Origin of the sequence: Kitasatospora cinereorecta (assembly GCF_024172095.1) — a bacterium.
GTDB lineage: Bacteria > Actinomycetota > Actinomycetes > Streptomycetales > Streptomycetaceae > Kitasatospora > Kitasatospora cinereorecta.
On the sequence record NZ_JAMZDX010000001.1, the window covers coordinates 1,340,264 to 1,367,107 of the forward strand.

Sequence of the window (26,844 nt, forward strand, 5' to 3'; positions counted from 1 at the left end):
GAGGGAAAGAAGTCGTTCCGGACGGTGCGGGTCGGGCAGACTGGTCGGTTTTCGGTGCGGGAGCTCCGCCGACCTCACCCCGGTCCGCGGCGGTCAGTGATCCGCGTCTCGCATCCGTTCTGGTACATGTTGTCCCTGTGTCTCCTTCTGTTCATTCCTCGTTCCTTGCCTACGACGGCAGCGGGATCGACGGCGGTCTCTACACCCGGGTGACCGGGTGGGCCGCCGACGCGCCCGACTGGCTCGACCGGCTGGTCACCGTCTGGTCCGACCTCGGCCTCGGGCTCTTCGCCGTCCTGATGCTGTGGGGGTGGTGGCGCGCCCGCGGCGCCGGCCCCGCGGTGATGGCCCGGGTGCTCGCCGCGCCGGCGATCGTGGTCCTCGCCTACGCGGTGAACTCCGTGTTCAAGAGCCTGATCGAGGAGAACCGGCCGTGCCGGCAGATCGCCGGCAGCTTCACCCTGGAGGCCTGCCCCGGCGCCGGGGACTGGTCCTTCCCCAGCAACCACGCGGTGATCGCCTTCGCGGCCGCCGCCGCGCTCTGGTTCGCCGACCGGCGGCTCGGGTGGATCGCCGGCGTCGCCGCCGTGCTGATGGCCGCCTCGCGGGTGTGGGTCGGCGTGCACTACCCGCACGACGTGGCGGTCGGCGCGCTGGTCGGGGTCGCGGTGGCCGTACCGGTCGCGCTGCTCGCCGGGCGGGCGGCGCCGGTGGTGGTCCGGCTGCGGGCCGGACGGCTCGGGCCGGTCCTCGGATAGCGGGCGGTTCCCCCCGGTGGCGGCCGGTCGGTCCTCGGGTGGACCGGCCGGCCGTCGGCATACGGGGCGGCCTGAGGGCCTCTTGTGCGGGCCGTCACCCGGGGAGAGCATGTGAAGCCTGGCCGCCAGGTACCCGCACCGCGGAGGGATGCCCCATGCCGTACCGCCTCGACGTCACCCAGGGCGACTGGCCCGCGCCGGAGCTGGCGAAGGGGGTCGAGGGCATCCTGTCGGAGAGCATGGTGCTCACCCTCGCCACCGCCGGCCACGAGCGCGGCCCGCACGCCAACCTCGCCTTCTTCGCGTACGACGAGGATCTGGTCCTCTACTTCGTCAGCGAGCGCTCCACCCGGCACAGCCTGCACCTGGCCGAGGAGGCCAGGGCCGCCGCCACCGTGTTCCTGCCGCCGCCGGTCTTCGGCGAGCAGCTGCGCGGCATCCAGCTGACCGGCAGCGCGGGCGAGGCGTGGGGCCGGCAGGCGGAGGCGGCGCTCGCCGCGTACCAGGGGCGGTACCCGGCCTTCGCCCAGGACCCGGAGGTGCGTGAGCAGTTCCTGGCCGGCGCCGGGGCGGCCGCGCTGTACCGCTTCCAGGTGGAGGAGCTGACCGCCGTGGACGAGCCGCAGTTCGGCCGTCGCCACTACCTGCAGGCCCGGGTGGTGCGCTGACCGAGGCCCGCGCGAGGTTGGCTGTACAACTTTTCGGGTGATTCACCCGCCGGTCGCCGGGCGGACGACCTGCGGACACCTGGCCGCCGAAGGCTGTCCGCATGACTGACACGAGCACTGACGTGAAGCTGGTCGTCCTGGACATGGCCGGGACCACCGTGGCCGACGACGGCCTGGTCGAGCGCGCCTTCGACGCCGCCGCGGCCTCGCTCGGCGTGGCGCACGCCACCCCCGAGCACGCCCGGATGGTCGAGCACGTCCGCGCCACCATGGGCGAGTCCAAGATCTCCGTGTTCCGGCACCTGTTCGGCGACGAGGCCAGGGCCCAGCAGGCCAACCTCGCCTTCGAGGCCGCGTACCACGAGCTGGTCGACGGCGGCCTGTGCCGGCCCCTGCCCGGCGCGGCCGAGGCGATCGAGCAGCTCCGCTCGGCCGGCCGCAAGGTGGTGCTGACCACCGGCTTCTCCCGCGCCACCCAGGACCTGATCCTGAAGACGCTCGGCTGGGAGCGGATCGCCGACCTCACCCTCTGCCCGGCCGAGGCCGGCCGCGGGCGCCCCTACCCCGACCTGGCCCTGACCGCCCTGCTGCGCACCGGCACCGACTCGGTCCGCCAGGTCGCGGTGGCCGGCGACACCGGCTACGACATGCTCACCGGTACCCGGGCCGGCGCCTCGGTGGTGGCCGGCGTGCTGACCGGCGCGCACCGCGAGGAGCGGCTGCGCGCAGACGGTGCCACCCACGTGCTGGCCTCGATCGCGGAGCTGCCGGCCCTGCTCGGCTGAACCGGCGCCGGGGGCGCGGGGAACCGGAGTGCGCCGTTCCCCGCGCCCGCGCGCTGCCCGTGGTTAGCTCTGGTCATGGGCTTCCGGTGGCTGGTCGCTGGTGCGGTACTGCTGCTCGCCGCGTGCTCGAGCGGGTCCGGCGGCGGCGCGCCGAGCAGCTCCGGCGCGCCGTCGGCCCCGTCGACCTCCGCCTCGGCCTCGCCGCCCACCTCGGCGGCGGGCACGCCCACACCCACGCCGACATCCGCGAGCCCGACGCCCGCCTCGCCCTCGCCGACCCGCAGCACGCCCCCCGCCACCTCCCCGGAGCAGCTGGCCGGGCGGCGGGTCGTCTACTCCTACCCCGGGCCGACCCCGCCCGAGGCGCTGCTGCAGGCCGTCCGGGAGGGCCGGGTGGCGGGGGTGATCTTCTTCTCCGAGAACGTGCCCGACCCGCAGACCCTCCGCACCGCGGTCGACCGGCTGCGCCGGGCGCAGGCGCAGAGCCCGGGCGGCGGCCCGCTGCTGCTGATGACCGACCAGGAGGGCGGCCGGGTCCGGCGGCTGCCCGGCGCGCCCGAGGAGTCCGCCCGGCAGGTCGGGCTGTCCGCCGACCCGGTCGCCGCCGCCCAGCGCACCGGCGCCGCGGCAGGCGCCAACCTGGCGAGCTACGGGCTGAACCTCAACCTGGCCCCGGTGCTGGACGTCTTCAGCACGCCCGGCGACTTCTCCGACAGCTTGGGCCGCTCCTACAGCGACGACCCGGCGACGGTCGGCCGGCTGGGCTCCGCGTTCATCCGCTCCCAGCAGGCGACCGGCGTCGCCGCCACCGCCAAGCACTTCCCCGGCCTCGGCACCGCGCCCGCCGGGGCGAACACCGACACCGGACCGGTGGTGCTGCCCGCCTCCGCGGCCCGGCTGCGCGGGGTGGACGAGGTGCCGTACGGCCCGGCGATCGCCGCCGGCGTGAAGCTGGTGATGCTCTCCTGGGCGGTCTACCCCGCCCTGGACGGCAGCCGGCCCGCCGGACTGTCGCCCACGGTGGTCCAGGGCGAGCTGCGCGGGCGGCTCGCCTTCCGCGGGGTGACCGTCAGCGACGCGCTGGAGGCGCAGGCGCTCAGTGCGTACGGCGGGACCGGGGCCCGGGCGGTGGGCGCCGCCAAGGCCGGGGTGGACCTGCTGCTGTGCTCCGCCCGCGACGTCGCCCAGGGCGACGCGGCCGCCGCCGCGCTGGCCGCGGGCCTGCGCGACGGCAGCCTGGACCGCGCCCAGTTCGATGCGGCGGTGGCCCGGGTGGATGCCCTGCGGGGCGGGCTGCACTGAGGCCGGTGCCCGACCTCAGTGGCTGGTACGGAGGTTGAGCAGCACGACCCCGACGATCACCACGCCGATGCCCAACCACTGCAGCCGGCCCAGCGGTTCACCGAAGAACGTGGCGCCGATGGCCGCCACCGCCGCGGTGCCCACCCCGGACCAGACCGCGTACGCGACCGACACCGGTATGTGCTTCAGCGCCCGGCCGAGCAGGAAGAACGACAACACGTAGCCCAGCGCCACCCCGAGGCTCGGCCACAGCCGGGAGAACCCGTCGGTGAGCTTCAGCAGACTGGTGGCGCAGACCTCGCTGGCTATCGCCAGCGCGAGCAGCAGGTACGGCATCACGCGGCCGGCCGGTCGGCGGGCGCGGTCAGCCCGGCCAGCAGGGTCAGGTCCGCCTGCTCCAGGCTCTCCAGCAGGGTCACGCCCTCGGCGGCCGGGATCGGCACGGTGGACGGCACCGCCAGCACGGCGCAGCCTGCGGCGTGCGCCGACGCCACGCCGGTCGGGGTGTCCTCGACCGCCACGCAGGCCGCCGGGGCCAGGCCCAGTCGCTCGGCGGCGGCCAGGTACGGCGCCGGGTCCGGCTTGGTCACCGGGGTGTCCTCGGCGGCCAGGGTGGTGGTGAACCAGTGGTCGCCGATCGCGTGCAGGACGAGATCGACCACCCGGCGCGGCGACGCCGAGACCAGGGCGGTCGGCACCGACGCCGCGCGCAGCGCACCGAGCAGCGCCAGCGCGCCCGGCCGCGGCACGACCTCGGCGGCCACCTTGGCGGAGAACGAGTCGTTCAGCCGCTCGACCAGCTCCGCCTCCGGGCGGGCGGTGCGGCTGGTGCGGTGCAGGTGCGCCGCGGTGTGCTCGACGGCTCGGCCGAGGACCTCCGGCAGGTCGGCGTCGGTGAGCGTGAGGTCGAGTTCCGCGGCGAGCTCTGCGGCGGCCTGCCACCAGAGGTGCTCGGTGTCGACCAGGGTGCCGTCCATGTCGAACAGGACGGCGGCAGGGGAGGAATCAGGCATGGCGGTACCTTAGGTGGAGAGAAAGTGAACGTGACAAGGGGGCTCGGGGAACTGCGAGGCCGACCCCGGGGTCGGCCGACCTCGCGAGTTGCGCCGATCCCGGGTCGGCCTCGCAGTTCCCCGAGCCCCTGTCGGGCTATCGCCGGTCGACCAGGACCGGGCGGTCCGGCAGCGCGATGTCCGCGGCGGAGCCGACCGGCAGGGCGGTCGCGCCCTCGGTGGGCAGGTCGGCCTTGATCTCGGTGCCGTCGGCGAGCCGGACGGTGAGGCGGGTGACCGCGCCGAGGAAGGACGCCGAGACGACCAGCGCCGGCCCCTGCGGCGACGGCGCCAGGAGGACGTTCTCCGGCCGCACCAGCACGTGCAGGTCGCCGGTGGCGGGCATCGCGCCGTCCACCGCGTGGCGGCGGCCCAGCACGCTGACGGTCCCCTCGCCGGCCCGCTCGCACGGGATCCGGCTCATCGTGCCGACGAACTCGGCGACGAACGCGGTGGCCGGCCGGGCGTAGAGCTCGGACGGCGCGGCGCACTGCTCCAGGCGGCCGGCCCGCAGCACCGCGACCCGGTCGGCCATCGACAGCGCCTCCTCCTGGTCGTGGGTGACGAACAGGGTGGTGATCCCCAGCTCCTGCTGCAGCCGCCGGATCTCCTCGCGCAGGTTGAGCCGCACCTTGGCGTCCAGCGCCGACAGCGGCTCGTCCAGCAGCAGCACGCGCGGCTGCAGCGCCAGCGCGCGGGCCAGCGCGATGCGCTGCTGCTGCCCGCCGGACATCTGGTGCGGGTAGTGCTCGGCGCGCTGCGGCAGACCGACCAGCTCCAGCAGCTCCTGGGCGCGGCGGCGGCGCTGGGCCTTGCCGGTGCCGCGCATCCGCAGCCCGAAGGCCACGTTGTCGATGGCGGTCAGGTGCGGGAAGAGGCTGTACGACTGGAAGACCATGCCGGCGTCGCGCTTGTGCGCGGGGATCCGGGTGACGTCCTCGCCGTCGACCAGGACCTGGCCGGAGTCGTGGCTCTCGAAGCCGGCCAGGATCCGCAGCGCGGTGGTCTTGCCGCAGCCGGAGGGGCCGAGCAGGGCCAGCAGTTCGCCGGGGTTGACGGTCAGGTCGAGGCCGTCCAGCGCGGTGGTGGCGCCGAAGGTGCGACGCAGTGCGCGGAATTCGACGGTGGCGCTGGTGGCGGTCTTCGCCAGGGTGGCGGTGCTCATGGGGGTTCTCCGGTGAGGCTCAGGAGGTGGCGGTCTTGTGGTGGCGCTCGCGGCCGGCGGCGGCCAGCAGGAGCAGCAGCACCCAGGTGATCAGCAGGCTGAGCACGGACACCGCGACGGACATCTGCCCCTGGCTGTTGCCGACCGAGTAGATCCAGACCGAGAAGGGCTCGTAGCCGAGGATCGAGGCCGCGGTGAACTCGCCGAGCACCAGCGCCAGGGTGAGGAAGGAGGCGTTCAGCAGCGCGCCGCGCAGGTTGGGCAGGATCACCGCGAACACCGCGCGCGGCCAGCTCGCCCCGCAGTTGCGGGCCGCCTCGACCAGGGTGCGGACGTCCACCGCGCGCAGACCCGCGTCCAGGGCGCGGTACGCGAGCGGCAGCGCCATCAGCACGTACGCGATCACCAGCACCAGCGGGAACTCCGGCTGCTGGATGAAGACGAAGGTCTGGAAGAACGGCGTGTCCATCAGGTAGTCCGGGCCCCAGCGCAGCACGCCGATCAGTCCGGCGGTCAGCGCCACCGGCGGCACCACCAGCGGGAGGGTGCAGACCACTTCGAGCACCGGGCGCAGCCGCGGCGACCCCAGCCGGACGGCGATCATCGCGGGCACCAGCAGGAGCAGGAGCACGACCACGGTGACCGCGGCCAGCCCCAGGGTCAGCCAGAGGCTGTCGGTGAAGCCGGGCGCGCTCAGCAGGCCGGTGTAGGCGTCGAAGCCGATGCCGTTGACGTCGTCGATGGAGAACCAGACCGAGGCCGCCATCGGGACCAGGAAGTAGATCCCGGCCAGCAGCAGGACGGCGCCGCGCCACACGCGCAGGCGGGAGATCAGCTGAGCCATCGAGCACTCCGGCGCTGCAGGGGCAGGTAGACGGCCATCACCAGGACGGCGACGATGATCATGTCGAGGCTGAGCGCCAGCGCCAGGTTGCCCTGGCCCACCAGCACGTTGCCGGACAGCGCGTCGGCGATCTGCCGGCTGATCAGCGGTACGGTCGCGCCGACCATCGCGGCGGCGGTGGCGTACGCGGCGAACGCGCTGCCGAACAGCAGCACATAGCCGCCGAGCAGCGACGGGAACAGGATCGGCAGTGCCACGTGCCGCCAGTACTGCAGCGCGGTGGCCCGGTTGTTCTGCGCCGCCTCGCGCCACTGGGTGCGCAGCCCGTCCAGCGCCGGGGTGATGGTGAGCACCATCAGCGGCACCAGGAAGTACAGGTACGCGACCGACAGGCCGGTGAAGCTGTACAGCGACCAGCCGTGGTCGGTGAGGTGGAACATCTTGGTGACCTCGCCGGCGTTGCCGAGGGTCGCCACGAAGGCGAACGCCAGCGGCAGGCCACCGAAGTTGGCCAGCACACCGGAGGCGGTCAGCACCGCCTCGCGCAGCACGCGGAAGCGCGAGGTGACCACCGCCTGGGCGATCGGCACGCCCACGACGGTGCCGATCAGCGCGGTGAGCGCGGACAGCTTCAGGCTGGAGAGCAGGGCCGTCCAGTACGCGCCGTGCACCGAGTCGGTGAGGTTGGCGGTGGTGAACGAGCCGCCGCCGGTCGGCGCGTCGCTGGAGACGGTGAACGCGCCGGTCACGATGGCGACCGCCGGCAGGCCGAAGGCGATCGCGAAGAACGCCAGCAGCGGCACGGTGGCGAGCCACGAGCCGCCGCGCAGGCGGCGACGCTCGGTGGCGGGAGTGGGGGAAGCGGTGCGGGAGGCCCCCGGGCCGCCACTGGTGTCAGTGGCGGCCGGGGTCGGCACCGGGGTGGGAGCCGTGGTCATGTCGGTGATCAGCCCGCGATCGCCTTGGCCCAGTTCTCGGTCACGACCTTCTTGGCGGCCGTGATCTGGTCCTGGGACGGGAACGTGGTGAAGGGCTTCTCGACGGTCGGCAGCTTGGCCGCGGCGGTGGCGTCCAGGGTGCCGTCCTTCTTCAGCGCGTCGAACAGGGCCGGGGTGGCGTAGCCGCCCAGGAAGAGGTTCTGGCCCTCGGCGCTGAACAGGTACTCCTGCCACAGGCGGGCGGCCGCCGGGTGCGGAGCCTGCTTGTTGATGGCCTGGTTGTAGAACTGGGCGTAGGAGCCGTCCGAGGGGATCGACACCTGCCAGTCGATGCCCTTGCCCTTGAACTCGTCGGTGTAGCCGGCGTTCAGGTACGACCAGTCGATCGAGATCGGGGTCTCGCCCTTCTCGATGGTGGCCGGGGTCGACTCGACCGGGTTGAAGTTGCCGGACTGCTTCAGCTTGCCGAAGAAGTCGATGCCGGGCTGGATGTTGTCCAGCGAACCGCCGTTGGCCAGCGCGGCCGCGTACACGCCGCCGAACGCCGAACCGGACTTGGTCGGGTTGCCGTTCAGCGCGACCTGGCCCTTGTACTCCGGCTTCAGCAGGTCCGCGAAGGTCTTCGGGCAGTTGGCGACCTTCTTGCCGTCGCAACCGATCGAGATGTAGCCGCCGTAGTCGTTGACGCGAAGGCCGTTCGGGTCCTTCATGGTGTCGGCGATCTTGTCGAAGTTGGCGACCTTGTAGGGCGCCAGGATGCCCTCGGCGGCCGCCGACAGCGCGAAGGCACTGCCCAGGTCGACCACGTCCGGCGCACGGTCCTGGCCCTGGCGGGACTTGATCGCGTTGATCTCGTCCTGGCTGGAGCCGTCCGGGTTCTCGTCCTCGATCTCGATGCCGTACTTGGCCTTGAACGAGTCCATGATCTTGCCGTAGTTCGCCCAGTCCTTGGGCAGCGTGATGACGTGCAGCTTGCCCTCCTTCTTGGCGGCGGCGACCAGGGCGTCCATGCCGCCGAAGTCGGCGGCGGAGGTGGCGTCCTTGGCGGCCTTGGCGCCGCCCTTGGCGGCGTCGCCGGACTTGGCCGAACCGGCGGAGCCGCAGGCGGACAGGGACAGCGCGGCAACGGTCAGCACGGCCGCGAGAGCAGCGGCGCGGGGGCGGTGCACGGTCACGGGAGGGTCTCCTGGGGGAAGTGGAGCAGAAGGGTTCGCGAAGGTGCGGGTCAGCTGAAGGCTGAGCCAAGTTGGCCAGCCAACTTGGCTGCCGGGGGTAAGTACGCCCGAGTCCGGTGACGGGAAGGTGAACGGATGGCCCAGTACAGGGGGCGGCTGTGGGAACGGTGACTTCGCGAGCGCCCCCGCTTGATCGGCAGCGGCTACAGTCAGTGGTGTACGCGCGGTCTCCTCGCGCCTGCACCGCCCCAGGAGAGGGAACTTGACTCACGTGGCACCCGACCCGGACCGCGCCGCCGGCTCGCTCTACCGCAAGGTGGCCGCCGACCTGCGCGAAGCGATCACCTCAGGCAGCTTCGGGGACGCCGGTCGACTGCCCGCCGAGGGCGCCCTCGCCGAGCAGTACGGCGTCTCCCGCGGCACCGTCCGCCAGGCCCTCGCCATGCTCCGGGCCGACGGACTCGTCACATCCCGTCGCGGCACCCGCCGGGTCGTCCTCGGCAGCGCCCGCGTCCAGAGCTTCTCCGAACTCCTCAGCTTCACCCACTGGGCCCGCTCCATGGGCGAAGAGCCCGGCGGCCGCCTCGAATCCCTCATCCGCCGGCCCGCCGACGCCGCCGAACGCGAACAACTGCGCCTCGAACCCGGCACCGACGTGTACGTCACCCTCCGCCTGCGCACCCTCTCCGGCACGCCGGTCATGGTCGAACGCACCGTCTACCCGCCCCGCGTCGGCGAACTCGTCGCCGAACTCCCGCCGGACGTCGTCTCCCACACCGAACCCCTGCGCGAGCACGGCATCCTGTTCACCGACGCGGACCACACCATCGACGTGGTCGCCGCCAACGCCGACGACGCCCGCCTCCTCGGCTGCCGCCGGGGGAGCCCGCTCCTGCGCGAGAAGCGACGCACCACCGACCCGACCGGCACCCCCGTCGAGTGGTCCCAGGACCGCTACCTGCCGGGGACGGTGGCCTTCTCCATCCACAACTCGCTGGCATCGTCGGCGCTTTCCCGCCACGCGCGGGACTCCGACTAGGTTTTTCAGGGGCGCGAGGAACTGCGCGACCGACCATGCACTCAGGTAGAGCGTGGTTGGTCGCGCAGTTCCTCGCGCCCCTCTTGGGGTTTACGCCATCAGTTCGGCCAGGAGCGGGCGGAAGTGGGCGAACGGGGGAGTCTCCAGGTCCGGGTCCTTCGCCTGCTCGTCCCAGCGGCGGACCGCCACCGCGTCCGTCGCTCCGGGGTGAGCGGCGAACTGCGCCGCCTGCTCCTCCGTCATCGGGCCGCCCTGCACCCGCAGCGTGTACTCGGACGCCTCCGACAGCTTCGCCCGGTAGCCGGGCTCAGCCGTGCACAGGTAGCGCTTGGCGGCGACGTGCAGCCGGATCGGCTCGGTGACGTCGGGGCCGAACCAGCGGCCCAGCCAGTCGGCGCCGGTGTGGCTGTGCCGGTTGTCCTCGCCCTGCATCAGCCGCAGTCCCGCACCGTGGAAATGCCCGACGTCGTGCAGCAGCGCCGCCGCCACCAGGTGCGCGGGGGCGCCCGCCGCCTCGGCGAGGGCGCCGGCCTGCAGCATGTGCCCGGCCAGGGTGACCGCCTCGCCCAGGTACTCGCCGGCGCCCTCGCCCTCGAACAGCTGCTCAAGGGTGTCCAGGGCGGCGGTCCGGCGCTCCAGGACGGCGTGGTGCGAGGCGAGCGAGTCGAGGTCGGCGTAACACCCCTGGAGGTGGCGGTGGCCCTCCCCGGTCTCGAAGGCGGTGCGGGCGTGCAGCAGGCGGGTGTTGTCGAAGACCAGGCAGTCGCCGGGGGCGAGCCGGAAGGTCAGCTGCAGTTCGGGTCGCAGGGTGATCGCGGCGAAGCGGCGGTACGCGGTGTAGAAGGCGTCCAGTTCGGCGGTGGTCAGCCCGCGCAGGGTGGCGATCGAGCGGTTGTTGAACCGCACCTCGCGGATCCGGCCGCGCCCGTCCACGTCGATCAGCGGACGGTCGGCGCGCAGTTCGGTGCGGCGGTCGCGGAAGACGAACGGCACCGGGGTGCGGGTGAGGACGGCGAAGTCCGCCGGGGACTCCTCGCGCAGCACGGCCGCGGCGGTGAACCCGTCCACCAGGCCGGAGTCGCCGCCGGTGGCGTCGCTGCGCAGGCAGTGCAGCAACTGCAGGGTGGGGACCGGGTCGCGGTACGGGTTGTCGGTGTGCGGGGCGATCGCGGCGCCGGTGAACGCCAGGTTGGTCGGGTCGGGCTCGACCCGGACGTCGAACAGCTCGCCGTAGTTGGTCTCGCGCACGTACCCGAAGCTGCGCGCCACCTCCAGCACCTGGCGCTCCACGGCCGGCACGCCGCGCAGCAGCGCGAAGCCGGAGCGGCGGACGGCGGCGAGTACGGCGGCCCGCTCCCGCTCGTCGCCCAGGTAGGCGGACCAGTCGGCCTCCGGCAGGCCGGGCCCGAAGTCGGCAGCCGTCCACAGCTGCTTGCCGTCCTCGGTCCGGCCGTCACCCTCGTCCGTCCCGGCGAGCCAGGCCAGCGGGTACCGTGACCGGTGCCCGTCCGACCAGAGCACGGCCAGGGCGTCCCCGTCCTCGACGGACTCGGCGACGGCCAGCCCGTCCGGCAGGTCGCCGACCTGGAACAGCTTCTGCCCGTTGCGCGGATCGCGGCACTCGACGCACGGACAGTTGTCGCGCAGCCAGTACGGGGACAGGCTCATGGGCGGATCCCTCCAGAGTTGTACAGCCAACTTCGCCAGGTGGATCAGCCAACCGAGCCCGCCCGTCCCCCGAGTGCCCACCGGATGAACACCACCCGGCCGGAACACCAACGATCGGTCCGGGTGTCGCTCGGTAGAGTGCGGGGCATGAGCGATGGCGCGGTGCTGCACATCACGGGTCGGGTGCTGGTCTCGGCGGAGGACGTCCGGGACGAGGTGTGGGTGGTCGACGGGCGGGTGACGTTCGAGCGGCCGACCGGGGCGCGGGACGTGCGGACGGTGACCGGGTGGGTGCTGCCGGGGCTGGTGGACGCCCACTGCCACGTGGGGCTGGACGCGCACGGCGCGGTGGACGAGGCGACCAGCGAGAAGCAGGCGGTCACCGACCGCGACGCGGGCACCCTGCTGATCCGCGACGCTGGGTCGGCCGCGGACACCCGGTGGATCGACGACCGCGAGGACCTGCCCCGGATCATCCGCGCCGGCCGGCACATCGCCCGGACCCGCCGCTACATCCGCAACTACGCGCACGAGATCGAGCCGGGTGACCTGGCCGCGTACGTCGCGGCCGAGGCGCGGCGCGGCGACGGCTGGGTGAAGCTGGTCGGCGACTGGATCGACCGCGAGCGCGGCGATCTGGCGGCGTGCTGGCCCGGGGACGCGCTGCGCGAGGCGATCGCGGCGGCGCACGCGGAGGGGGCCCGGGTGACGGCGCACTGCTTCGCGGCGGAGTCGCTGCCGGACCTGCTGGCGGCCGGGATCGACTGCGTGGAGCACGCGACGGGCCTCACCGAGGAGCTGATCCCGCAGTTCGCCGCCCGCGGGGTGGCGATCGTGCCGACGCTGGTCAACATCGCCACCTTCCCGGCGCTGGCGGCCGGTGGCGAGGGCAGGTTCCCGGCGTGGTCGGCGCACATGCGGCGGCTGCACGAGCGCCGGTACGACACGGTGGGTGCGGCCCACGAGGCCGGCATCCCGGTGTACGTCGGGACGGACGCGGGCGGTTCGCTCGCCCACGGGCTGGTCGCGGACGAGGTGGCGGAGCTGGTGAAGGCCGGCCTGTCGGCCACCGAGGCGGTGTCGGCGGCGAGTTGGTCGGCGCGGGCGTGGCTGGGCCGGGAGGGGCTGACCGAGGGCGCCTCGGCCGACCTGGTGGTGTACGAGGCGGACCCGCGCGCGGACGTCCGGGTGCTGGCGGCGCCGAGCCTGGTGGTGCTGCGCGGCCGGGTGGTCGGCCCGTAGGGGAGGCGGAGCATCGCGGGACCGCGCAGTCAAGTCTGTCCCAGGCGGCCGATAGGGTGATCGTCATGGCACCGCGACCCCTGCACGAGATCGTCGAACCCGGTTGGGCCAAGGCCCTGGAGCCCGTCGCCGGGCGGATCGCCGCGATGGGCGACTTCCTGCGCACCGAGCTGGCGGCCGGGCGCACCTACGTCCCGCCGGGCCCGGTGGTGCTCCGGGCGTTCCAGCAGCCGCTGGACGAGGTGCGGGTGCTGATCGTGGGTCAGGACCCGTATCCGACGCCGGGGCACGCGGTGGGGCTGAGCTTCTCGGTGGCGCCGGAGGTGCGGCCGCTGCCGGGCAGCCTGGTCAACATCTACCAGGAGTACGGGCGGGACCTGGGGTTCCCGCCGCCGTCCAACGGTGATCTCACCCCGTGGACGCGCCAGGGCGTGCTGCTGCTGAACCGGGCGCTGACCACGGCGCCGGGCCGGCCGGCCGCGCATCGCGGCAAGGGCTGGGAGGAGGTCACCGAGCAGGCGATCCGGGCGCTGGTGGAGCGCGGCGGTCCGCTGGTGGCGATCCTGTGGGGGCGTGACGCCCGTAACCTGCGCCCCCTGCTCGGGCAGGTGCCGGCGATCGAGTCGGCGCATCCGAGCCCGATGTCGGCGGACCGGGGCTTCTTCGGATCGCGGCCGTTCAGCCGGGCGAACGAGCTGCTGGTACGGCAGGGTGCGCAGCCGGTGGACTGGCGGCTGGCCTGACCGTCACCCCCGGGCGTCAACCTCACCCGAAGGAGTGAACTGACGCTCTGTGTTGCTCTTGTGACGGATTGTTCGAAGAGACTGGCGTTCAGTCGAGAGCGTACGCCCCTCACCCTCAAGTGCCCTGCGCGCAGGGTGAGTTCGAGGCGCGCTCGGTTCATTCGTCACCTCTGGGGGTTCCGTCATGTCCGCTGTCCTGCGTTCCGTCGTGGCTGCGTCGCTCGCTGCCGGCGCGCTCGCCGTCACGCTGCCGATGTCGGTGGCCCGGGCGGCGGACGCCGCCAGGCCGGGCAAGGCCAGTGCCGTCACCGCCGAGCTCGACCTGGACGTCAGTCTGCTGAACAAAGCGGTGGACGTGCCGGTGAACGTCGCGCTGAACAAGGTGCAGTCCCCGGCCCAGCAGAACGGTGCGATGCTGACCGCCAAGGTCGACGGGGTGGACCAGAACCGCCCGGTCACCCTGGTGAAGGCGCAGGTCGGCCAGTCGGTCACCAAGGCGGACGACAGCGGGGCGAGCGCCTCGGTGAAGCTGGTCGACGCGGACGTCCACGCGCCCGGCCTGCCGCTGACCACGCTGGTCGGCCTGGAGGCGCTGAGCGCCGAGGTGAGCTGTCCGGTCGACGGCCAGCCCACCGCCAAGGTGGTCGCGCCGGCCAAGGTGACGGTGCTGGGCAAGTCGGTCACGGTCGGGCTGAACGGGCCGAGCCACGTCGAGGTGCCCGGGGTCGGCTCGGTGGACGTGGAGTTCTCCAGGCGCACCGTGACCAGCACCACCGCGGCCGCCTCCGCGCTTCAGGTCAAGCTGGTGGTCAACCCGCTCAACCTGAACGTGGCCAAGGTCGAGGGCACCGTCACGGTGGCCTCGGTCAGCTGTGAGAAGCCGGTGCCGGCCTCCGTCCCCTCCTCCTCGGCCCCCGCCGCGGCGCCCACCTCCGCGGCGGCCCGGCCGGTCCCCGCGCAGGCGTCGGAGTCGCTGGCGTCCACGGGTGCCAACGGGACGGTGCCGCTGGTGGCCGGCGGGGTGACCCTGCTGGTGGCGGGCGGCGCGGCGCTCTGGATGACCCGTCGCCGCCGTGCCACGCACGCCCGTCGCCACTGAACGGCCGGCCCGGGCCGGCCCGTCCGTCTCACGGATGCGTCCACCTGGTGGGACTGGCACTGTCCGACCGTGAGCGTGCCGCTGCGGACGGTTGGTTCACATGGGCGTTACATAGGAGGAACAACCGGGAAACGGCGGCTTGCGACGCTACGCGGGCACCCACCACCCAAGCAGTGAGGTTCACCGCAATGGCAATCAAGGCCGAGTACATCTGGATCGACGGCACCAAGCCGACCGCGAAGCTCCGCTCCAAGACTCGGGTGCTGCCGAACGCGGACAAGATCCCCACCTGGGGCTTCGACGGCTCGTCGACCAACCAGGCCGAGGGCCACGCCTCGGACCGTGTACTCGAGCCGGTGAAGGTCTGCAAGGACCCGATCCGCGGTGGTGACAACATCCTGGTCCTCTGCGAGGTCCTGGAGACGAACGGTACCCCGCACGAGACCAACACCCGCGCCCTGCTGCGCGAGGTCGCCGAGAAGTACTCCTCCCAGGAGGCCATCTTCGGCATCGAGCAGGAGTACACCTTCTTCAAGGGCTCCCGCCCGCTCGGCTTCCCGGAGGGCGGCTTCCCGGCCCCGCAGGGCGGCTACTACTGCGGTGTCGGCGCCGAGGAGGTCTTCGGCCGCGAGATCGTCGAGCTGCACCTCGACCGCTGCATCGACGCGGGCCTCGCGATCTGCGGCATCAACGCCGAGGTCATGCCCGGCCAGTGGGAGTTCCAGATCGGCCCGGTCGACGCGCTGACCGTCTCGGACGACCTGTGGATCGCCCGCTACCTGCTCTACCGCACCGCCGAGGAGTTCGGCATCGACGCCACCCTGGACGCCAAGCCGGCGCGGGGCGACTGGAACGGCGCGGGTGCGCACACCAACTTCTCCACCAAGGCGATGCGCGAGGGCTACGACGCGATCATCACCGCCTGCGAGTCGCTCGGCGCCTCGCAGGAGAAGGTGCTGGAGCACGTCAACCAGTACGGTGACGACATCCAGTCCCGCCTGACCGGCAAGCACGAGACCGCCCCGTGGAACGTCTACTCCTACGGCGTCTCCAACCGCGGCGCGTCGGTCCGCATCCCGTGGCAGGTCGAGGTGGAGCAGAAGGGCTACATCGAGGACCGTCGCCCGAACGCCAACGTCGACCCGTACGTGGTGACCCGCCTCCTGGTCAACACCTGCTGCGAGGCGCTGGAGAAGGCCGGCCAGGTCTGATCCCGGCTCCATCGAGCACAACACGCGGCGTCCGCCGGTCCCCTCGGGGCCGGCGGACGTTTCGCGTTGTCCGCAGCTCCGGCCGGACCGCTCGGGCACGGGCCGGTGGACGGGAGAGAATGCGATGCCGCCACACCGGCGGGCCGGGCCGCAACCACGGGGGTGCCGATGCTCGAACTCGCCTTCTCCGCCACCGACCTGGGGCAGACCAGATTCGCCCTCTCGCCGCTCTGGGAGGTCCTGACCAGCCTGCGCACGCTGCACGCCGACGGCGTACGGCCGCTGCACCGGCGCTGGGTGGCGCGCACCCGGCCGCGGCTGAGCGGCGTCGGGCTGCTCACCGAACTCGTCCCGCCGCACGGCTACGCCCCGGACTTCCTCACCCCGCCGCCCGCCGCGCCCGCGCCCACCCTCGACGCGGAACTCGCCGCCCTCGCCCGCACCGACCACACCCGGCTGCGCGCCGACCTCGACCGGCTGCCGCACCTGGGACCGGCCGCGCGCCGGCTGTACGAGGACCCGGCGGACGGGCTGCCGCGGTTGATCGAGGAGATCCGGACCTACTGGGGGATCGCGCTCGCCCCGCACTGGACCCGGCTGCGGGCCGTCCTGGAAGCCGATGTGCTGCACCAGTCACGGCGGTTCGCGGCCGAGGGTGCGGCGGCGGTGCTGCGCGAACTCCACCCGGGGGTGCGGTGGGGCGAGGAGGTGCTCAGCCTGGCCAAGCCCGACTGCGGGCAGTCCGGCAGCCTCGCCGGGCGGGGGCTGCTGCTGGTGCCGTCCGCGTTCGTCTGGCCGTCGGTGCTGATCATCAACGCCGCGCCGGAGGCCGTCCAACTGTGCTACCCGACCCGTGGGGTCGGCTCGCTCTGGGAGCAGGCCCCGGTGCAGGTGCCGGACGCCGTCGCGGGCGTGCTCGGCCGGGCCCGGGCGCTGCTGCTCGCCCAGCTCGCCGAGCCCGCCTCCACCACCGAACTCGCCCACCGCACCGGCATGTCCGCCGGCGGCGTCTCGCAGCACCTCACCGCCCTGCGCGCGGCCGGCATCGTCACCTCGCACCGCGCCGGCCGCTCGGTCCTCTACCGGCGCACCGGCGTCGCCGAGACGCTGCTCGCGGCCGCGGCCGAGACGTGGTCCTGAGGACCTAGGGTCCGTCTTCGAGCCCCCGCCTGCCTGGCGGCGACGGACCCTAGCTGCGGGTGAAGCCGTGGGTGTGGGCGATCGGGGTGAAGCCGCGGCGGGCGTACCACTCGCGGGGCCAGTCGTCGGCGAGGGCGACCAGGAAGGTGAGGCGGTGGCCGGGGGTGGTGGCGGCCCGGTGCAGGGCGGAGGTCAGGACGGCGTCGCCGAGGCCGCGGCCGCGGCGGGGCTCGTCGGTGGCGACGTCCTCGATCTGGGCGATGCCGGTGGTGGTGTCCTGGTAGAGGTCGGCCCAGCTGCCGATCGCGCCGTCGCTGTCCCGGACGGCGAGGAAGTCGACCAGGTCGGCGCCGCGGTGCCGCAGCCGCCGCCGGTTGCAGAGCTGGAGCAGCACCTCCTCGCTGGTGTCGGGCAGCCACCGGCGCCACTGCCCGAGCTCGGCGGGCCGCAGGTCCTCGGCGGTGACGGTGCGTGCCCCGCCGTCGCCGGGCGCCGTACCCGTGTGCACCATCAGCACCTCGGCGCTGTGCTCGTAGCCGACAGCGGTGAGCAGGGGAGCGGCGGCCCGGCCGAGCGCGTCGTCTAGGACGGTGATCCGACGGTGGTTCAGGTGCCCGAGGGTGCGGTCGGCGAGTCCTTCGAGGTCGGTGCCGGAGACGGCCCGTTCGACGAAGAGCTGGTTGTGCTCGTGCGAGCCGCGGAACTCCTCGTCCAGGACGACGAAGCCGCCCGCCACCTCGATCACCCGGGCGGCCTGGCGCCGGGCGAAGGCGATCCGGAAGTCCAGGGCGACACTCAGAAGATCATCAGACATTCCGCCATGGTAAGGAGGCGCGAGCGCGGCGTCCCGGGATTTTCGCCCGCGTAGGGTGGTGCCGTGGCAGAGGACTTCACGGCCGAACAGGTCGCCCGCGGACGCGCTCTGCGCCGGGCGCAGGTGCCCTGGCTGCTCGGCGGCCGGGCGGTCGCACTGGCGCTCACCCTGGTGGTCGGGCTGACCCCGGCCGGGGCCGGCCTGGTGACCTGGGCCGGCGGGCTGTTCGGCGGCTCGCGCACCGCCGAGGTGCTGGCCGGCGCGGCGGCCCTCGTGCTGCTGGGCCAGGCGGTGGGGCTGCCGTTCGGCGCCCGGGTGCGGGTGATCCGCCGCGGCTACGGCCTGGTGACCCAGGGCTGGGCCGGCTGGGCGGTGGACGCGCTGCGGGGGCTGGCGCTCACCCTGGTGCTGGTCCTCCCGCTCGCCTGGGGCCTGTACGCGCTGACCGCGCACGCGCCGCAGCGCTGGTGGGTGCCGGCCGCCGGGGCGGCGGCCGCCCTGACGGTGGCGCTCTCCTTCCTCCACCCGCTGCTGATCGAGCCGGTCTTCAACCGCTTCTCCCCGATGCCGGAGGGCGAACTGCGGTCCGCTCTGCTGGGGTTGGCCGAGCGGGACGCCATCCGGGTGCGCTCGGTGCTGGTCGCCGACGCCTCCCGGCGCACCACCGCGCTCAACGCCTATGTCTCCGGCTTCGGCGCGACCCGGCGGATCGTCGCCTACGACACCCTGCTGACCACCGCCGAGCCGCGCGAGGTCGAACTGGTGGTGGCCCACGAACTCGGCCATGTGAAGCACCGGGACGTGGCCCTCGGCACGGTGCTGGGCGCACTCGGTGCGGCGGTGGCGGTCTGCGTGCTCGGCCTGCTGACCGCGTGGCCGCCGCTGCTGTCGGCGGCCGGCGCCACCGACGCGGCCGACCCGCGCTCGCTGCCGCTGCTGGCCGCGTGCGCGGCGCTGATCGGCGCGGTGTCCGGCCCGGCGCAGTGCGCGGTGAGCCGCCGGATCGAGGCCCGGGCCGACCGGCACGCCCTCGAACTGACCGGCGACCCCGAGCAGTTCATCGCGATGCAGCGCCGCTTGGCGGTGGCCAACGTCGCCGACGTGGACCCGCCGCGGATCCTGGAGCTGCTCTTCGCCACCCACCCGAGCTCGGTCCGCCGGATCGCCGCCGCCCGCGCCTGGCGCCCGCAGACCTGACCCCGCGAATTGCGGTGGCGGCGGCCCACCGCGATCACGGACAATCCCCCGACGACCGAGGGGACCGACCATGCCGCGACCAGCCGGACCGCCGCTGCTGCTGCTCGACGTGGACGGGCCGCTCGTCCCGTACACCGCGACGCCGGACCGCACTCCCGAGGGCTACCTCACCCACTGGGTGAAGCCCGCCTCCTGGGTCGCCCGCCACCGCGACCGGCCGCCGCAGGACGTCCCGCCGCTGCGGCTGTGGCTCAACCCGGCGCACGGCCCGGCACTGCTCGCCCTGCCGTACCGGCCGGTGTGGTGCACCACCTGGCAGGACGAGGCGAACGAGCACCTCTCCCCGCTCCTCGGCCTGCCTCGACTGCCGTACGTGCCCTGGCCGTCGATGCACCACGGCGACCCGGACGGGCTGCACTGGAAGACCCGCCACCTGGTCGCCTGGGCCGCCGGCCGGCCGTTCGCCTGGGTGGACGACGAGGTGGAGCCGCAGGACGCCGAGTGGATCGCCGCCCACCATCCGGCGCCCGCGCTCACCCTGCCGGTCGACCACCGGGTGGGCCTGCGGCCCGCCGACTTCGTCGCCCTGGCCCGCTGGGCCGAGGATCTCTCCGGGAGTGTCGCGTGATCCTGAAGTCCCTGTACCGCTACCCCGTGAAGTCCCTGCTGGGCGAGGAGTTGGCGGAGAGCGCGGTGACCGGGCGGGGCCTGGCGGGCGACCGGGAGTTCGCGCTGCTGGACGTGGAGAGCGGCCGGATCGCCAGCGCCAAGTACCCGCGCACCTGGCAGCGGCTGCTCACCCTCACCGGCGGCCCCGGCGGCGCGGTCACCGGCCCGGACGGCGGCCGGCTCGACGAGGCGGCGCTCACCGCACTGCTCGGCCGGACGGTCACGGTGATCGGCTCCCGGCCGGACGGCGCCGAACTGCAGCGCGCCGTCCCCGAGGAGGTGCTGGCGAGCGGCCCGGACCAGGAGGTGGCGGCCACCGTGCACGCCTTCGGCAGCGCCGCCCCGCCCGGCACCTTCTTCGACTTCGCCCCGATCCACCTGGTCACCACCGCCACCCTGGAGCGGATCGCCGAACTCGGCCCGCGCGGCGCCGCCGAGGCCGAGCGCTACCGCCCCAACCTGGTGCTGGCCGGCGCCGGCGAGCCGTTCGAGGAGAACACCTGGACCGGCCGCGAACTGACCGTCGGCCCGGAGGTGCGGCTGCGCGTGCTGCTGCCCACCCCGCGCTGCGCCGTCCCGACGCTGGCGCACGGCGGGCTGCCGCGTGACCCGGACGCGCTGCGGACCCCCGCCCGCCACAACCGGGTGGAGCCGCTGCCGGGCCTCGGCCCGCTGCCCTGCGTCGGCGCGTACGCCGAGGTGGTGACCGGCGGCCGGATCGCCCGCGGTGACCGGGTCGTCCTCGACTGAGGGTCAGACGCCGACGGCCGCGGCCAGGGCGGCGAGGAAGCGGTCGGTGGTCCGCTCGTCGCGGACCGCGATCCGCAGCCAGTCGGCGCCGAGGCCGGGGAAGGTGTCACCGCGGCGGACCGCGAACCCGGCCGCCCGCAGCCGCTCGCGCACCCCGGCCGCGCCGGCCAGTTCGATCAGCACGAAGGAGGCGGTCGGCTCGCCGTGCACCCGCACTCCCGGCAGCGCGGCGAGGCCCTTGAGCAGGTACGTCCGCTGCTCGGCGGTGGCCTCGGCGGCCTGTTCGGCCTCGGCCAGCGCGGCGGGGGAACTGCACGCCTCGGCGGCGACCAGGGCCGGGGTGGAGACCGGCCAGAGCGGCTGGGCGGCGGCGAGTTCGGCGATCAGCGCGGCCGGGCCGAGGACGTAGCCGATCCGCAGGCCGGCCAGGCCCCAGGTCTTGGTCAGGCTGCGCAGCACCACCACCTGCCCGGGCAGGTCGCGGACGGATGCCAGCGACTCGGGCTCGCCGGGGACGGCGTCCATGAACGCCTCGTCCACCACCAGGGTGCGGCCGGGCCGGGCCAGCGCCGCGACGGCCGCCGCCGGGTGCAGCACGGACGTCGGGTTGGTCGGGTTGCCGACCACGACCAGGTCGGCGTCGTCGGGCACCGCGCCGGGGGTCAGCCGGAAGCCCGCGTCGGCGGTCAGCAGCGCCCGGTGGACCGGGTGGCCGGCGTCGCGCAGCGCCGCCTCCGGCTCGGTGAACTGCGGGTGCACCACGGTCGCCCGGCGCGGCCGGAGCACCCGGGCGAGCAGCACGAACGCCTCGGCGGCGCCGGAGGTGAGCAGCACCTCGGCCACCGGCCGCCGGTGCCGGGCCGCCACGGCCGCACGGGCGGCCGTCCCGTCCGGGTAGGCCGCGAGGTCGCCGAGGGTCGCGGCGAGGCGCTCGCGCAGCCAGTCGGGCGGGGTGCCGGTGCGGACGTTCACCGCGAGGTCGACCAGACCGGGGGTGCGGACCTCGGCGTCACCGTGGTGGCGCAGGTCGGGCTCGGGGCTCACGTCGGGTCTCCTGTCCGCTCGGCGGGGGTGGCTCGGGGCCGGGCCGCCGCGAGGGCCACCGCGACGGTCGGCGAGGTCAGCTTGGGCACCAGCAGGACGCCGCCGGGCGCCGAGGCCAGCGCGGCGGCCTCGGCCACGCTCGGGGTGCCGACGGCCGTACGGGCCGCCCCGGAGGGGTGCGGCACCGGTACGCCGGCCAGCAGCGCGGCCGGAGCACCCGGGCGAGCAGCACGAACGCCTCGGCGGCGCCGGAGGTGAGCAGCACCTCGGCCACCGGCCGCCGGTGCCGGGCCGCCACGGCCGCACGGGCGGCCGTCCCGTCCGGGTAGGCCGCGAGGTCGCCGAGGGTCGCGGCGAGGCGCTCGCGCAGCCAGTCGGGCGGGGTGCCGGTGCGGACGTTCACCGCGAGGTCGACCAGACCGGGGGTGCGGACCTCGGCGTCACCGTGGTGGCGCAGGTCGGGCTCGGGGCTCACGTCGGGTCTCCTGTCCGCTCGGCGGGGGTGGCTCGGGGCCGGGCCGCCGCGAGGGCCACCGCGACGGTCGGCGAGGTCAGCTTGGGCACCAGCAGGACGCCGCCGGGCGCCGAGGCCAGCGCGGCGGCCTCGGCCACGCTCGGGGTGCCGACGGCCGTACGGGCCGCCCCGGAGGGGTGCGGCACCGGTACGCCGGCCAGCAGCGCGGCCGGGTGGCCGACCAGCGGGACGCCCAGTGCCAGGGCGGCCGAGCGCAGGCCCGGCTCACCGGTCTTGGCGTCGAGGGTGGCCAGCAGGACGACCGCGCCCCGCGGCAGAGCGGCCGCGGCGAGCGCGGAGTCGATCAGCCGGAGCACCTCGGCGCCGTCCGCGCCGCGGCGGGCGCCGACCCCGACCACCACGCGCTGCTCCACCGGGTCTTCCTCTCGTGCCCGGTACGTCCGGATCCGGACGATCCCACCACGCACGGCTGATGCGGGTCAATCGACACGGATGTGAGCTGCGCCCCGTCCCGCGACCGGGCCGGTCGCCGGGTCTTCACCCGGCCGCCTCGACCGTTCTTCTGCCCTTCACCCTTCTTGCCGGGTCACGTCAACCCAGCGACCCTAGGGTGACGGCGCTCCACCCCCACACCCTGTCAGTCCCTCGCCAGGAGGACAGCAATGACCGCCGCTCAGAACCCGAAGCGCACCAAGCGCACCCTCACCGCCATCGGCAGCACGGTGGCGCTCGCCGCCGGCTCGCTCGGCCTGTGGGCCGCCACCGGCACCGCCGCCCACGCCGCCACCCTGCCCACCCCCGACCACGTCGTGGTCGTGGTCATGGAGAACCACGCCTACACCCAGGTGATCGGCAGCTCCAGCGCCCCGTACATCAACAACACCCTGAAGGCGGGCGGGGCCAACCTCACCCAGTCGTTCGGCCTGACCCACCCGAGCGAGCCCAACTACTACATGCTGTTCTCCGGCTCCAACCAGGGCCGCACCGACGACAGCTGTGTGGGCGTCGGCTCGATCTCCGCGCCGAACCTGGCGTCCGAGCTGATCGCCGCCGGCCTGACCTGGAAGAGCTACAACGAGTCGCTGCCGAGCCAGGGTTCGACCGTCTGCTCCAGCGGCAACTACGCGCAGAAGCACAACCCGTGGTTCGGCTTCTCCAACGTGCCGACCAACACCGCCATGACCATGACCCAGTTCCCGACCGACTACACCACCCTGCCCAAGGTGTCGTTCGTCGTGCCGAACCTGTGCAGCGACATGCACGACTGCTCGGTCTCCACCGGCGACACCTGGATCAAGAACAACCTGAGCGCGTACGCGACCTGGGCGCAGGCCCACAACTCGATGCTCGTCGTGACCTTCGACGAGGACAACAAGCTGTCCGGCAACCGCATCCCGACCGTGATCTACGGCCAGCACGTCGCCGCGGGCAGCTCCACCGCCACCACCTACAACCACTACAACGTGCTGCGCACCCTGGAGGACCTGGCCGGCCTGTCCACCCACGCGGGCAACGCCGCCTCCGCCTCCGACATCACCGGTATCTGGAACTGACGCCGGATGTACCTCGCGGACTCGCGTCAATCCAAGAGCCGCGCCAGCACCAACGAGGCCGTCGCCCCGGACACCCGTCCGGGGCGGCGCGCCGCCGCGATCCCCGGCACCGTGCTCGCCCTCGGGGCGGTCAGCCTGGTGACCGACGTCTCCTCGGAGATGGTCAGCGCGGTGCTGCCGCTGTACGTGGTCGCCGCGCTGGGCCTGTCCCCGCTCGGCTTCGGTCTGCTGGACGGCATCAACAACGGCGTCGGCGCCCTGGTCCGGCTGCTCGGCGGCCACCTGGCCGACCGCGGCGGCAGCCGGCACAAGGCGGTGGCGGCGGTCGGCTACGGCCTGTCCGCCGTCTGCAAGCCGCTGCTGCTCCTCGTCCACACCCTCCCCCTGATCAGCGGCGTGCTCGCGGTGGACCGCACCGGCAAGGGCCTGCGCACCGCCCCGCGCGACGCGATGATCTCGCTCGCCACCGCACCCGAGCACCGCGGCCGGGCGTTCGGCGTCCACCGCGCCATGGACACCACCGGCGCCCTGCTCGGCCCGCTGCTCGCCTTCGCCATCCTGCGTCTGACGGTCGACGGGTACGACGCGGTGTTCGCGGTCAGCGGCTGCGTGGCCGCGCTCGGCGTGCTGGTGCTGCTGCTCTTCGTCCCCGGCCGGGTGCGCGAGAGCGAGCCCGCCGTCCGGCCCACCCTGCGCGACGCCGTCGTCCTGCTGCGCCGCCCCGCCCTGCGCCGGCTCACCCTGTGCGCGGTGCTGCTGGGCCTGACCACCGTCAGCGACTCCTTCCTCTACCTGCTGCTGCAGCGCGAACTCCACCTCTCCGCCCACCTGTTCCCGCTGCTGCCGCTCGGCACCGCGGCGGTCTTCCTGCTGCTCGCCGTCCCGCTCGGGATGCTCGCCGACACGATCGGCCGGCGCACCCTCTTCCTGGCCGGCCACGGTGCCCTGCTCGCCGGGTACGGCCTGGTGCTCACGCTGCACGGCCCGGCGGTGATCCCGGCGGTCCTGCTGCTGCACGGCACCTTCTACGCCGCCACCGACGGGGTGCTGGCCGCCGCCACCGCCGGGACCGTCCCGGCCGACCAGCAGGGCGCCGGGCAGGCCCTGGTGGGCACCGGACAGGCCCTCGCCCGGTTCGTCTGCTCGCTGGCCTTCGGCGCCCTGTGGAGCGTCTGGGGCGGCCGGACCGCCCTCGCCGTCACCGCCACCGGGCTGGCCGTCGCCGCCCTCACCGCCACCGCCCTGCTCCGCCCGGACCGCTCCGCGCCCACCGACCCGACCGAGGACGAGGTGTCCGCCGCATGACGAGATCCGCCCGCCTGCTCACCCTGCTGATCGCCGTGGTGCTGCTCGGTGCCGTCGGCACCGGGGCGGTGCTGTACGCCGCCGACCGCTCCGGCAGGCGGGACCAGGAGCAGGCCGGCGGTCCGCCCGTGCACCCCGGCATCGTGACCCTGAAGCCCACCGGCCGGCAGCTGGTGGTCCGCAACCTCGCCTGGGGCCCGCACCGCGACGAACTGGCCACCGTCCCGGCCGACCGGCCGGACGGGCCGCGCACGGTCTCCGGCGAGAAGTGCCTGCGCTTCCACGCCGCCGCCGGCACCGGCATCTGCCTGCAGGCCGAGCACGGCGCCCTGGAGGACACCTACCAGGCCGTCGTGCTGGACGACCGGCTGCACGAACTGCACCGCTTCCCGGCCGCCGGCATCCCCACCCGCGCCCGGGTCTCGCCGTCCGGCCACCTGGTCGCCTGGACCGTCTTCGTCAGCGGCGACTCGTACGCCGGCACCGACTTCTCCACCCGCACCGCGATCGTCGACACCCGCGACTGGCGGCTCGAGGACAACCTGGAGACCTTCGCCCTCATCATGGACGGCCACCCCTACCGGGCCTCCGACACCAACATCTGGGGCGTCACCTTCGCCGACGACAACCGCTTCTACGCCACCGTCGCCACCGGCGGCCAGACCTACCTGGTCCAGGGCGACCTGGCCGCCCGCACCCTGACCACCCTGCACCAGAACGTCGAGTGCCCCTCGCTCTCCCCGGACGGCACCCGGATCGCCTACAAGAAGCGTGTCGCCGGCGCCTCCCCGGACGCCCCGTGGCGGCTGTACGTCCTCGACCTCGCCACCATGACCGAGACCGCCACCGCCGAGCAGCGCAACATCGACGACCAGGCCCTGTGGGCCGACGACCACACCCTGGTCTACGCGATGCCCGGCGACTACGGCTCCGACCTGTGGACCACCCCCGCCGACGGCTCCGGCGCCCCCGCCCGCCTGATGACCTCTGCCGTTGCCCCGGCGTACCTCGGCTAGCGCCGAGGAATCCCCTGGTGCCCGGTGCGGCGCAGTGCCAGGATGTGCCGTTCTCCTCGAGAAGGGGCGTGGGTCGGTGGAGCTTCTGCCGGGTGAGCGGTTGGTGTGGGCGAGCGACGCGCGCGGGCGGTCGGTCGACGTCGGTGAGGTGCTGCCGGCGATCTGGGTCCTGGCGGGCCTGACGCTGTGGGCGCGCATGATCGTCGCGACGGACGCCTTCCCCGGGCAACTCGGGGTGGCCATGGGCATCTTCGCGCTGGGCTCGGCCGTCTCCTCCGCGCCGACCCTGTGGCTGCTGCTCACACGGCACGCCCGCGAGTCGTACGTGATCACCGACCGTCGACTGCTGCGCACCGCCCGGCACGGCGGCCAGGGTTGGTGGTTGGACCGGCTGCCGGAGCCCACCGTGCGCGGCTCGCGGGTGCGGTTCGAGTCGGCCACGGGCACCGGCCCGGGCTTCCTCGGCGGCCTGGGCGGTCGCTTCGGGACGGCGGCGGCACCGGCGCTGCGCGACCCCGCGGACCTGGACGGGGCGCTGCGCGCCCTCGCGGCCGGCCGTACCGCCGCCGCGCCGCCGCCGTCCGAGCCGCAGCCCGTGGCCCAGGCGGCGCCGAAGGGCATCGCCCTGCAGCCGTGGGAGCGGGTGCTGTGGACGGGCCGCCCCGGCGGGACACCCTGGATGGACGGGCCGGCGCAGGTCTGCCAGGCGGTCGGCCTGCTGCTGGCGGCGCCGGCGATCCTGCTGTTCGGCCACGGCGGCCCGGCCCCGTTCCAGCTGGTCACCGGGGTGATGGCGCTGGCGGCAGTCGGCTACCCGTGGCTCGTGCAGCCGCTGCTGCGCCGCCGCCGCTTGCAGCGGACCCGGTACGTGCTGACCGACCGCCGTCTGATCACCGACGAGGGCCCGGCCGGGCAGCGCTCGGCGGCGCTGGCGGGCCTGCACCCGCCCACGGTGCGGGGCGGGTCGGTGCTCCTGGAGCCGTTGGCACGCCCGGTCGTCGTCCGGCGCGGTCAGGACCCCGGCACGGTGGTGCTGGTGGCGGTGGCCGACCCGGAGCGGGTGGCCCGGACCGTCGCGGTGGCCCAACTCGCCCATCGGGGACCAGCCGTGGCCGAGGTGCGGCCCGCCGCCGGCCCCGGCGCGGACGACGAGGACGGTGCCTGGTCCCGCTGGATCTGACCCGCCCGGGCC

The 26,844-nt window shown here is 74.1% G+C and carries 28 protein-coding genes; 17 read left to right on the forward strand and 11 right to left on the reverse strand.

The annotated features are described in order from the left end of the window. The first annotated feature begins 137 nt into the window (after nt 1–137). From FHR36_RS05910 to FHR36_RS05925, 4 genes are all read left to right on the forward strand, one after another. A complete protein-coding gene (locus tag FHR36_RS05910; RefSeq protein WP_253794337.1) occupies nt 138–758 on the forward strand; it encodes a phosphatase PAP2 family protein in 621 nt (206 codons plus the stop codon). A 155-nt stretch (nt 759–913) separates the two neighbouring features. Next, the gene (locus FHR36_RS05915) at nt 914–1,426 is read left to right on the forward strand and encodes a pyridoxamine 5'-phosphate oxidase family protein (RefSeq protein ID WP_253794338.1); all 513 of its coding nucleotides are present in this window, start codon (nt 914–916) and stop codon (nt 1,424–1,426) included. Between the two features lie 101 nt (nt 1,427–1,527). After that, on the forward strand, nt 1,528–2,211 hold the full coding sequence (locus FHR36_RS05920; RefSeq protein WP_253794339.1) for a phosphonatase-like hydrolase: 684 nt from the start codon (nt 1,528–1,530) through the stop codon (nt 2,209–2,211). A gap of 75 nt (nt 2,212–2,286) precedes the next feature. Then, entirely contained in the window at nt 2,287–3,513 is a 1,227-nt protein-coding gene (locus FHR36_RS05925; RefSeq protein ID WP_253794340.1) for a glycoside hydrolase family 3 N-terminal domain-containing protein, read from the forward strand. Between the two features lie 15 nt (nt 3,514–3,528). Here FHR36_RS05925 and FHR36_RS05930 read toward each other — a convergent pair whose 3' ends face one another. The 6 genes from FHR36_RS05930 to FHR36_RS05955 form a co-directional block, all read right to left on the reverse strand. Next, complete coding sequence (locus tag FHR36_RS05930) at nt 3,529–3,849, reverse strand: DMT family transporter (protein ID WP_253794788.1); 321 nt, start codon at nt 3,847–3,849, stop codon at nt 3,529–3,531. After that, entirely contained in the window at nt 3,849–4,526 is a 678-nt protein-coding gene (locus tag FHR36_RS05935) for an HAD family hydrolase (RefSeq protein ID WP_253794341.1), read from the reverse strand. The genes FHR36_RS05930 and FHR36_RS05935 overlap by 1 nt, the downstream gene beginning before the upstream one ends. A gap of 136 nt (nt 4,527–4,662) precedes the next feature. Further along, nucleotides 4,663–5,730, reverse strand: a complete 1,068-nt coding sequence (locus tag FHR36_RS05940) for an ABC transporter ATP-binding protein (RefSeq protein WP_253794343.1) — start codon at nt 5,728–5,730, stop codon at nt 4,663–4,665. A 19-nt stretch (nt 5,731–5,749) separates the two neighbouring features. Next, nucleotides 5,750–6,574: an ABC transporter permease gene (locus tag FHR36_RS05945; RefSeq protein ID WP_253794345.1), complete on the reverse strand. Its 825-nt coding sequence runs from the start codon at nt 6,572–6,574 to the stop codon at nt 5,750–5,752. After that, nucleotides 6,562–7,512, reverse strand: coding sequence for an ABC transporter permease (locus tag FHR36_RS05950; RefSeq protein ID WP_253794347.1), 951 nt, complete (start codon nt 7,510–7,512; stop codon nt 6,562–6,564). The genes FHR36_RS05945 and FHR36_RS05950 overlap by 13 nt, the downstream gene beginning before the upstream one ends. Nucleotides 7,513–7,520: 8 nt before the next feature. Next, nucleotides 7,521–8,687 (reverse strand): ABC transporter substrate-binding protein, encoded by a 1,167-nt coding sequence (locus tag FHR36_RS05955; protein WP_253794349.1) that lies wholly within the window; start codon nt 8,685–8,687, stop codon nt 7,521–7,523. Nucleotides 8,688–8,958: 271 nt separating this feature from the next. Between FHR36_RS05955 and FHR36_RS05960 the strand changes: the two genes are divergently transcribed. Next, nucleotides 8,959–9,726 carry a GntR family transcriptional regulator gene (locus FHR36_RS05960; RefSeq protein ID WP_253794790.1) on the forward strand — a complete coding sequence of 256 codons (768 nt, stop codon included), beginning with the start codon at nt 8,959–8,961 and terminating at the stop codon, nt 9,724–9,726. A 90-nt stretch (nt 9,727–9,816) separates the two neighbouring features. On the opposite strand, the gene tmpA is transcribed toward FHR36_RS05960, so the two are convergent. Beyond that, nucleotides 9,817–11,394 carry a 2-trimethylaminoethylphosphonate dioxygenase gene (gene tmpA / locus FHR36_RS05965; protein ID WP_253794351.1) on the reverse strand — a complete coding sequence of 526 codons (1,578 nt, stop codon included), beginning with the start codon at nt 11,392–11,394 and terminating at the stop codon, nt 9,817–9,819. 147 nt (nt 11,395–11,541) lie between these two features. On the opposite strand from tmpA, the gene FHR36_RS05970 reads away from it, so the two are divergent. The 5 genes from FHR36_RS05970 to FHR36_RS05990 all read left to right on the forward strand — a co-directional run bounded on the left by FHR36_RS05970 (nt 11,542) and on the right by FHR36_RS05990 (nt 16,829). Further along, entirely contained in the window at nt 11,542–12,636 is a 1,095-nt protein-coding gene (locus FHR36_RS05970; protein ID WP_253794354.1) for an amidohydrolase family protein, read from the forward strand. A gap of 65 nt (nt 12,637–12,701) precedes the next feature. Next, nucleotides 12,702–13,379 carry a uracil-DNA glycosylase gene (locus tag FHR36_RS05975; protein ID WP_253794356.1) on the forward strand — a complete coding sequence of 226 codons (678 nt, stop codon included), beginning with the start codon at nt 12,702–12,704 and terminating at the stop codon, nt 13,377–13,379. A gap of 184 nt (nt 13,380–13,563) precedes the next feature. Then, entirely contained in the window at nt 13,564–14,478 is a 915-nt protein-coding gene (locus FHR36_RS05980; RefSeq protein WP_253794358.1) for an SCO1860 family LAETG-anchored protein, read from the forward strand. A 188-nt stretch (nt 14,479–14,666) separates the two neighbouring features. Beyond that, entirely contained in the window at nt 14,667–15,689 is a 1,023-nt protein-coding gene (gene glnII, locus FHR36_RS05985; protein WP_253794360.1) for a glutamine synthetase, read from the forward strand. Between the two features lie 168 nt (nt 15,690–15,857). Next, nucleotides 15,858–16,829 (forward strand): ArsR/SmtB family transcription factor, encoded by a 972-nt coding sequence (locus tag FHR36_RS05990; RefSeq protein WP_253794362.1) that lies wholly within the window; start codon nt 15,858–15,860, stop codon nt 16,827–16,829. A gap of 49 nt (nt 16,830–16,878) precedes the next feature. On the opposite strand, the gene FHR36_RS05995 is transcribed toward FHR36_RS05990, so the two are convergent. Beyond that, nucleotides 16,879–17,643 (reverse strand): GNAT family N-acetyltransferase, encoded by a 765-nt coding sequence (locus FHR36_RS05995; protein ID WP_253794364.1) that lies wholly within the window; start codon nt 17,641–17,643, stop codon nt 16,879–16,881. A gap of 63 nt (nt 17,644–17,706) precedes the next feature. Here FHR36_RS05995 and FHR36_RS39835 point away from each other — a divergent pair, with 63 nt between their 5' ends. The 3 genes from FHR36_RS39835 (at nt 17,707) to FHR36_RS06010 (ending at nt 20,259) form a co-directional block, all read left to right on the forward strand. Then, complete coding sequence (locus tag FHR36_RS39835; RefSeq protein ID WP_253794366.1) at nt 17,707–18,840, forward strand: M48 family metallopeptidase; 1,134 nt, start codon at nt 17,707–17,709, stop codon at nt 18,838–18,840. A gap of 70 nt (nt 18,841–18,910) precedes the next feature. Beyond that, entirely contained in the window at nt 18,911–19,468 is a 558-nt protein-coding gene (locus tag FHR36_RS06005) for a hypothetical protein (protein ID WP_253794368.1), read from the forward strand. Then, nucleotides 19,465–20,259, forward strand: a complete 795-nt coding sequence (locus FHR36_RS06010) for an MOSC domain-containing protein (protein ID WP_253794370.1) — start codon at nt 19,465–19,467, stop codon at nt 20,257–20,259. Before FHR36_RS06005 ends, FHR36_RS06010 begins: the two co-directional genes overlap by 4 nt. A gap of 3 nt (nt 20,260–20,262) precedes the next feature. Here the strand turns inward: FHR36_RS06010 and cobC are convergent, their stop codons facing one another. From cobC to FHR36_RS40250, 3 genes are all read right to left on the reverse strand, one after another. Continuing rightward, nucleotides 20,263–21,303 carry an Rv2231c family histidinol phosphate aminotransferase CobC gene (gene cobC / locus FHR36_RS06015; protein WP_253794372.1) on the reverse strand — a complete coding sequence of 347 codons (1,041 nt, stop codon included), beginning with the start codon at nt 21,301–21,303 and terminating at the stop codon, nt 20,263–20,265. Then, complete coding sequence (locus tag FHR36_RS06020) at nt 21,300–21,488, reverse strand: cobalamin biosynthesis protein (protein WP_407660787.1); 189 nt, start codon at nt 21,486–21,488, stop codon at nt 21,300–21,302. Before FHR36_RS06020 ends, cobC begins: the two co-directional genes overlap by 4 nt. Before the next feature lie 286 nt (nt 21,489–21,774). After that, nucleotides 21,775–22,191 carry a cobalamin biosynthesis protein gene (locus FHR36_RS40250; RefSeq protein WP_344586031.1) on the reverse strand — a complete coding sequence of 139 codons (417 nt, stop codon included), beginning with the start codon at nt 22,189–22,191 and terminating at the stop codon, nt 21,775–21,777. 249 nt (nt 22,192–22,440) lie between these two features. Here FHR36_RS40250 and FHR36_RS06030 point away from each other — a divergent pair, with 249 nt between their 5' ends. From FHR36_RS06030 to FHR36_RS06045, 4 genes are all read left to right on the forward strand, one after another. Beyond that, nucleotides 22,441–23,331 carry an alkaline phosphatase family protein gene (locus FHR36_RS06030; RefSeq protein ID WP_253794374.1) on the forward strand — a complete coding sequence of 297 codons (891 nt, stop codon included), beginning with the start codon at nt 22,441–22,443 and terminating at the stop codon, nt 23,329–23,331. A 6-nt stretch (nt 23,332–23,337) separates the two neighbouring features. Continuing rightward, nucleotides 23,338–24,636, forward strand: coding sequence for an MFS transporter (locus FHR36_RS06035; protein WP_253794376.1), 1,299 nt, complete (start codon nt 23,338–23,340; stop codon nt 24,634–24,636). Beyond that, complete coding sequence (locus tag FHR36_RS06040) at nt 24,633–25,652, forward strand: TolB family protein (RefSeq protein WP_253794378.1); 1,020 nt, start codon at nt 24,633–24,635, stop codon at nt 25,650–25,652. The genes FHR36_RS06035 and FHR36_RS06040 overlap by 4 nt, the downstream gene beginning before the upstream one ends. A 76-nt stretch (nt 25,653–25,728) precedes the next feature. Further along, entirely contained in the window at nt 25,729–26,832 is a 1,104-nt protein-coding gene (locus FHR36_RS06045; protein WP_253794380.1) for a hypothetical protein, read from the forward strand. Nucleotides 26,833–26,844 lie beyond the last annotated feature (12 nt).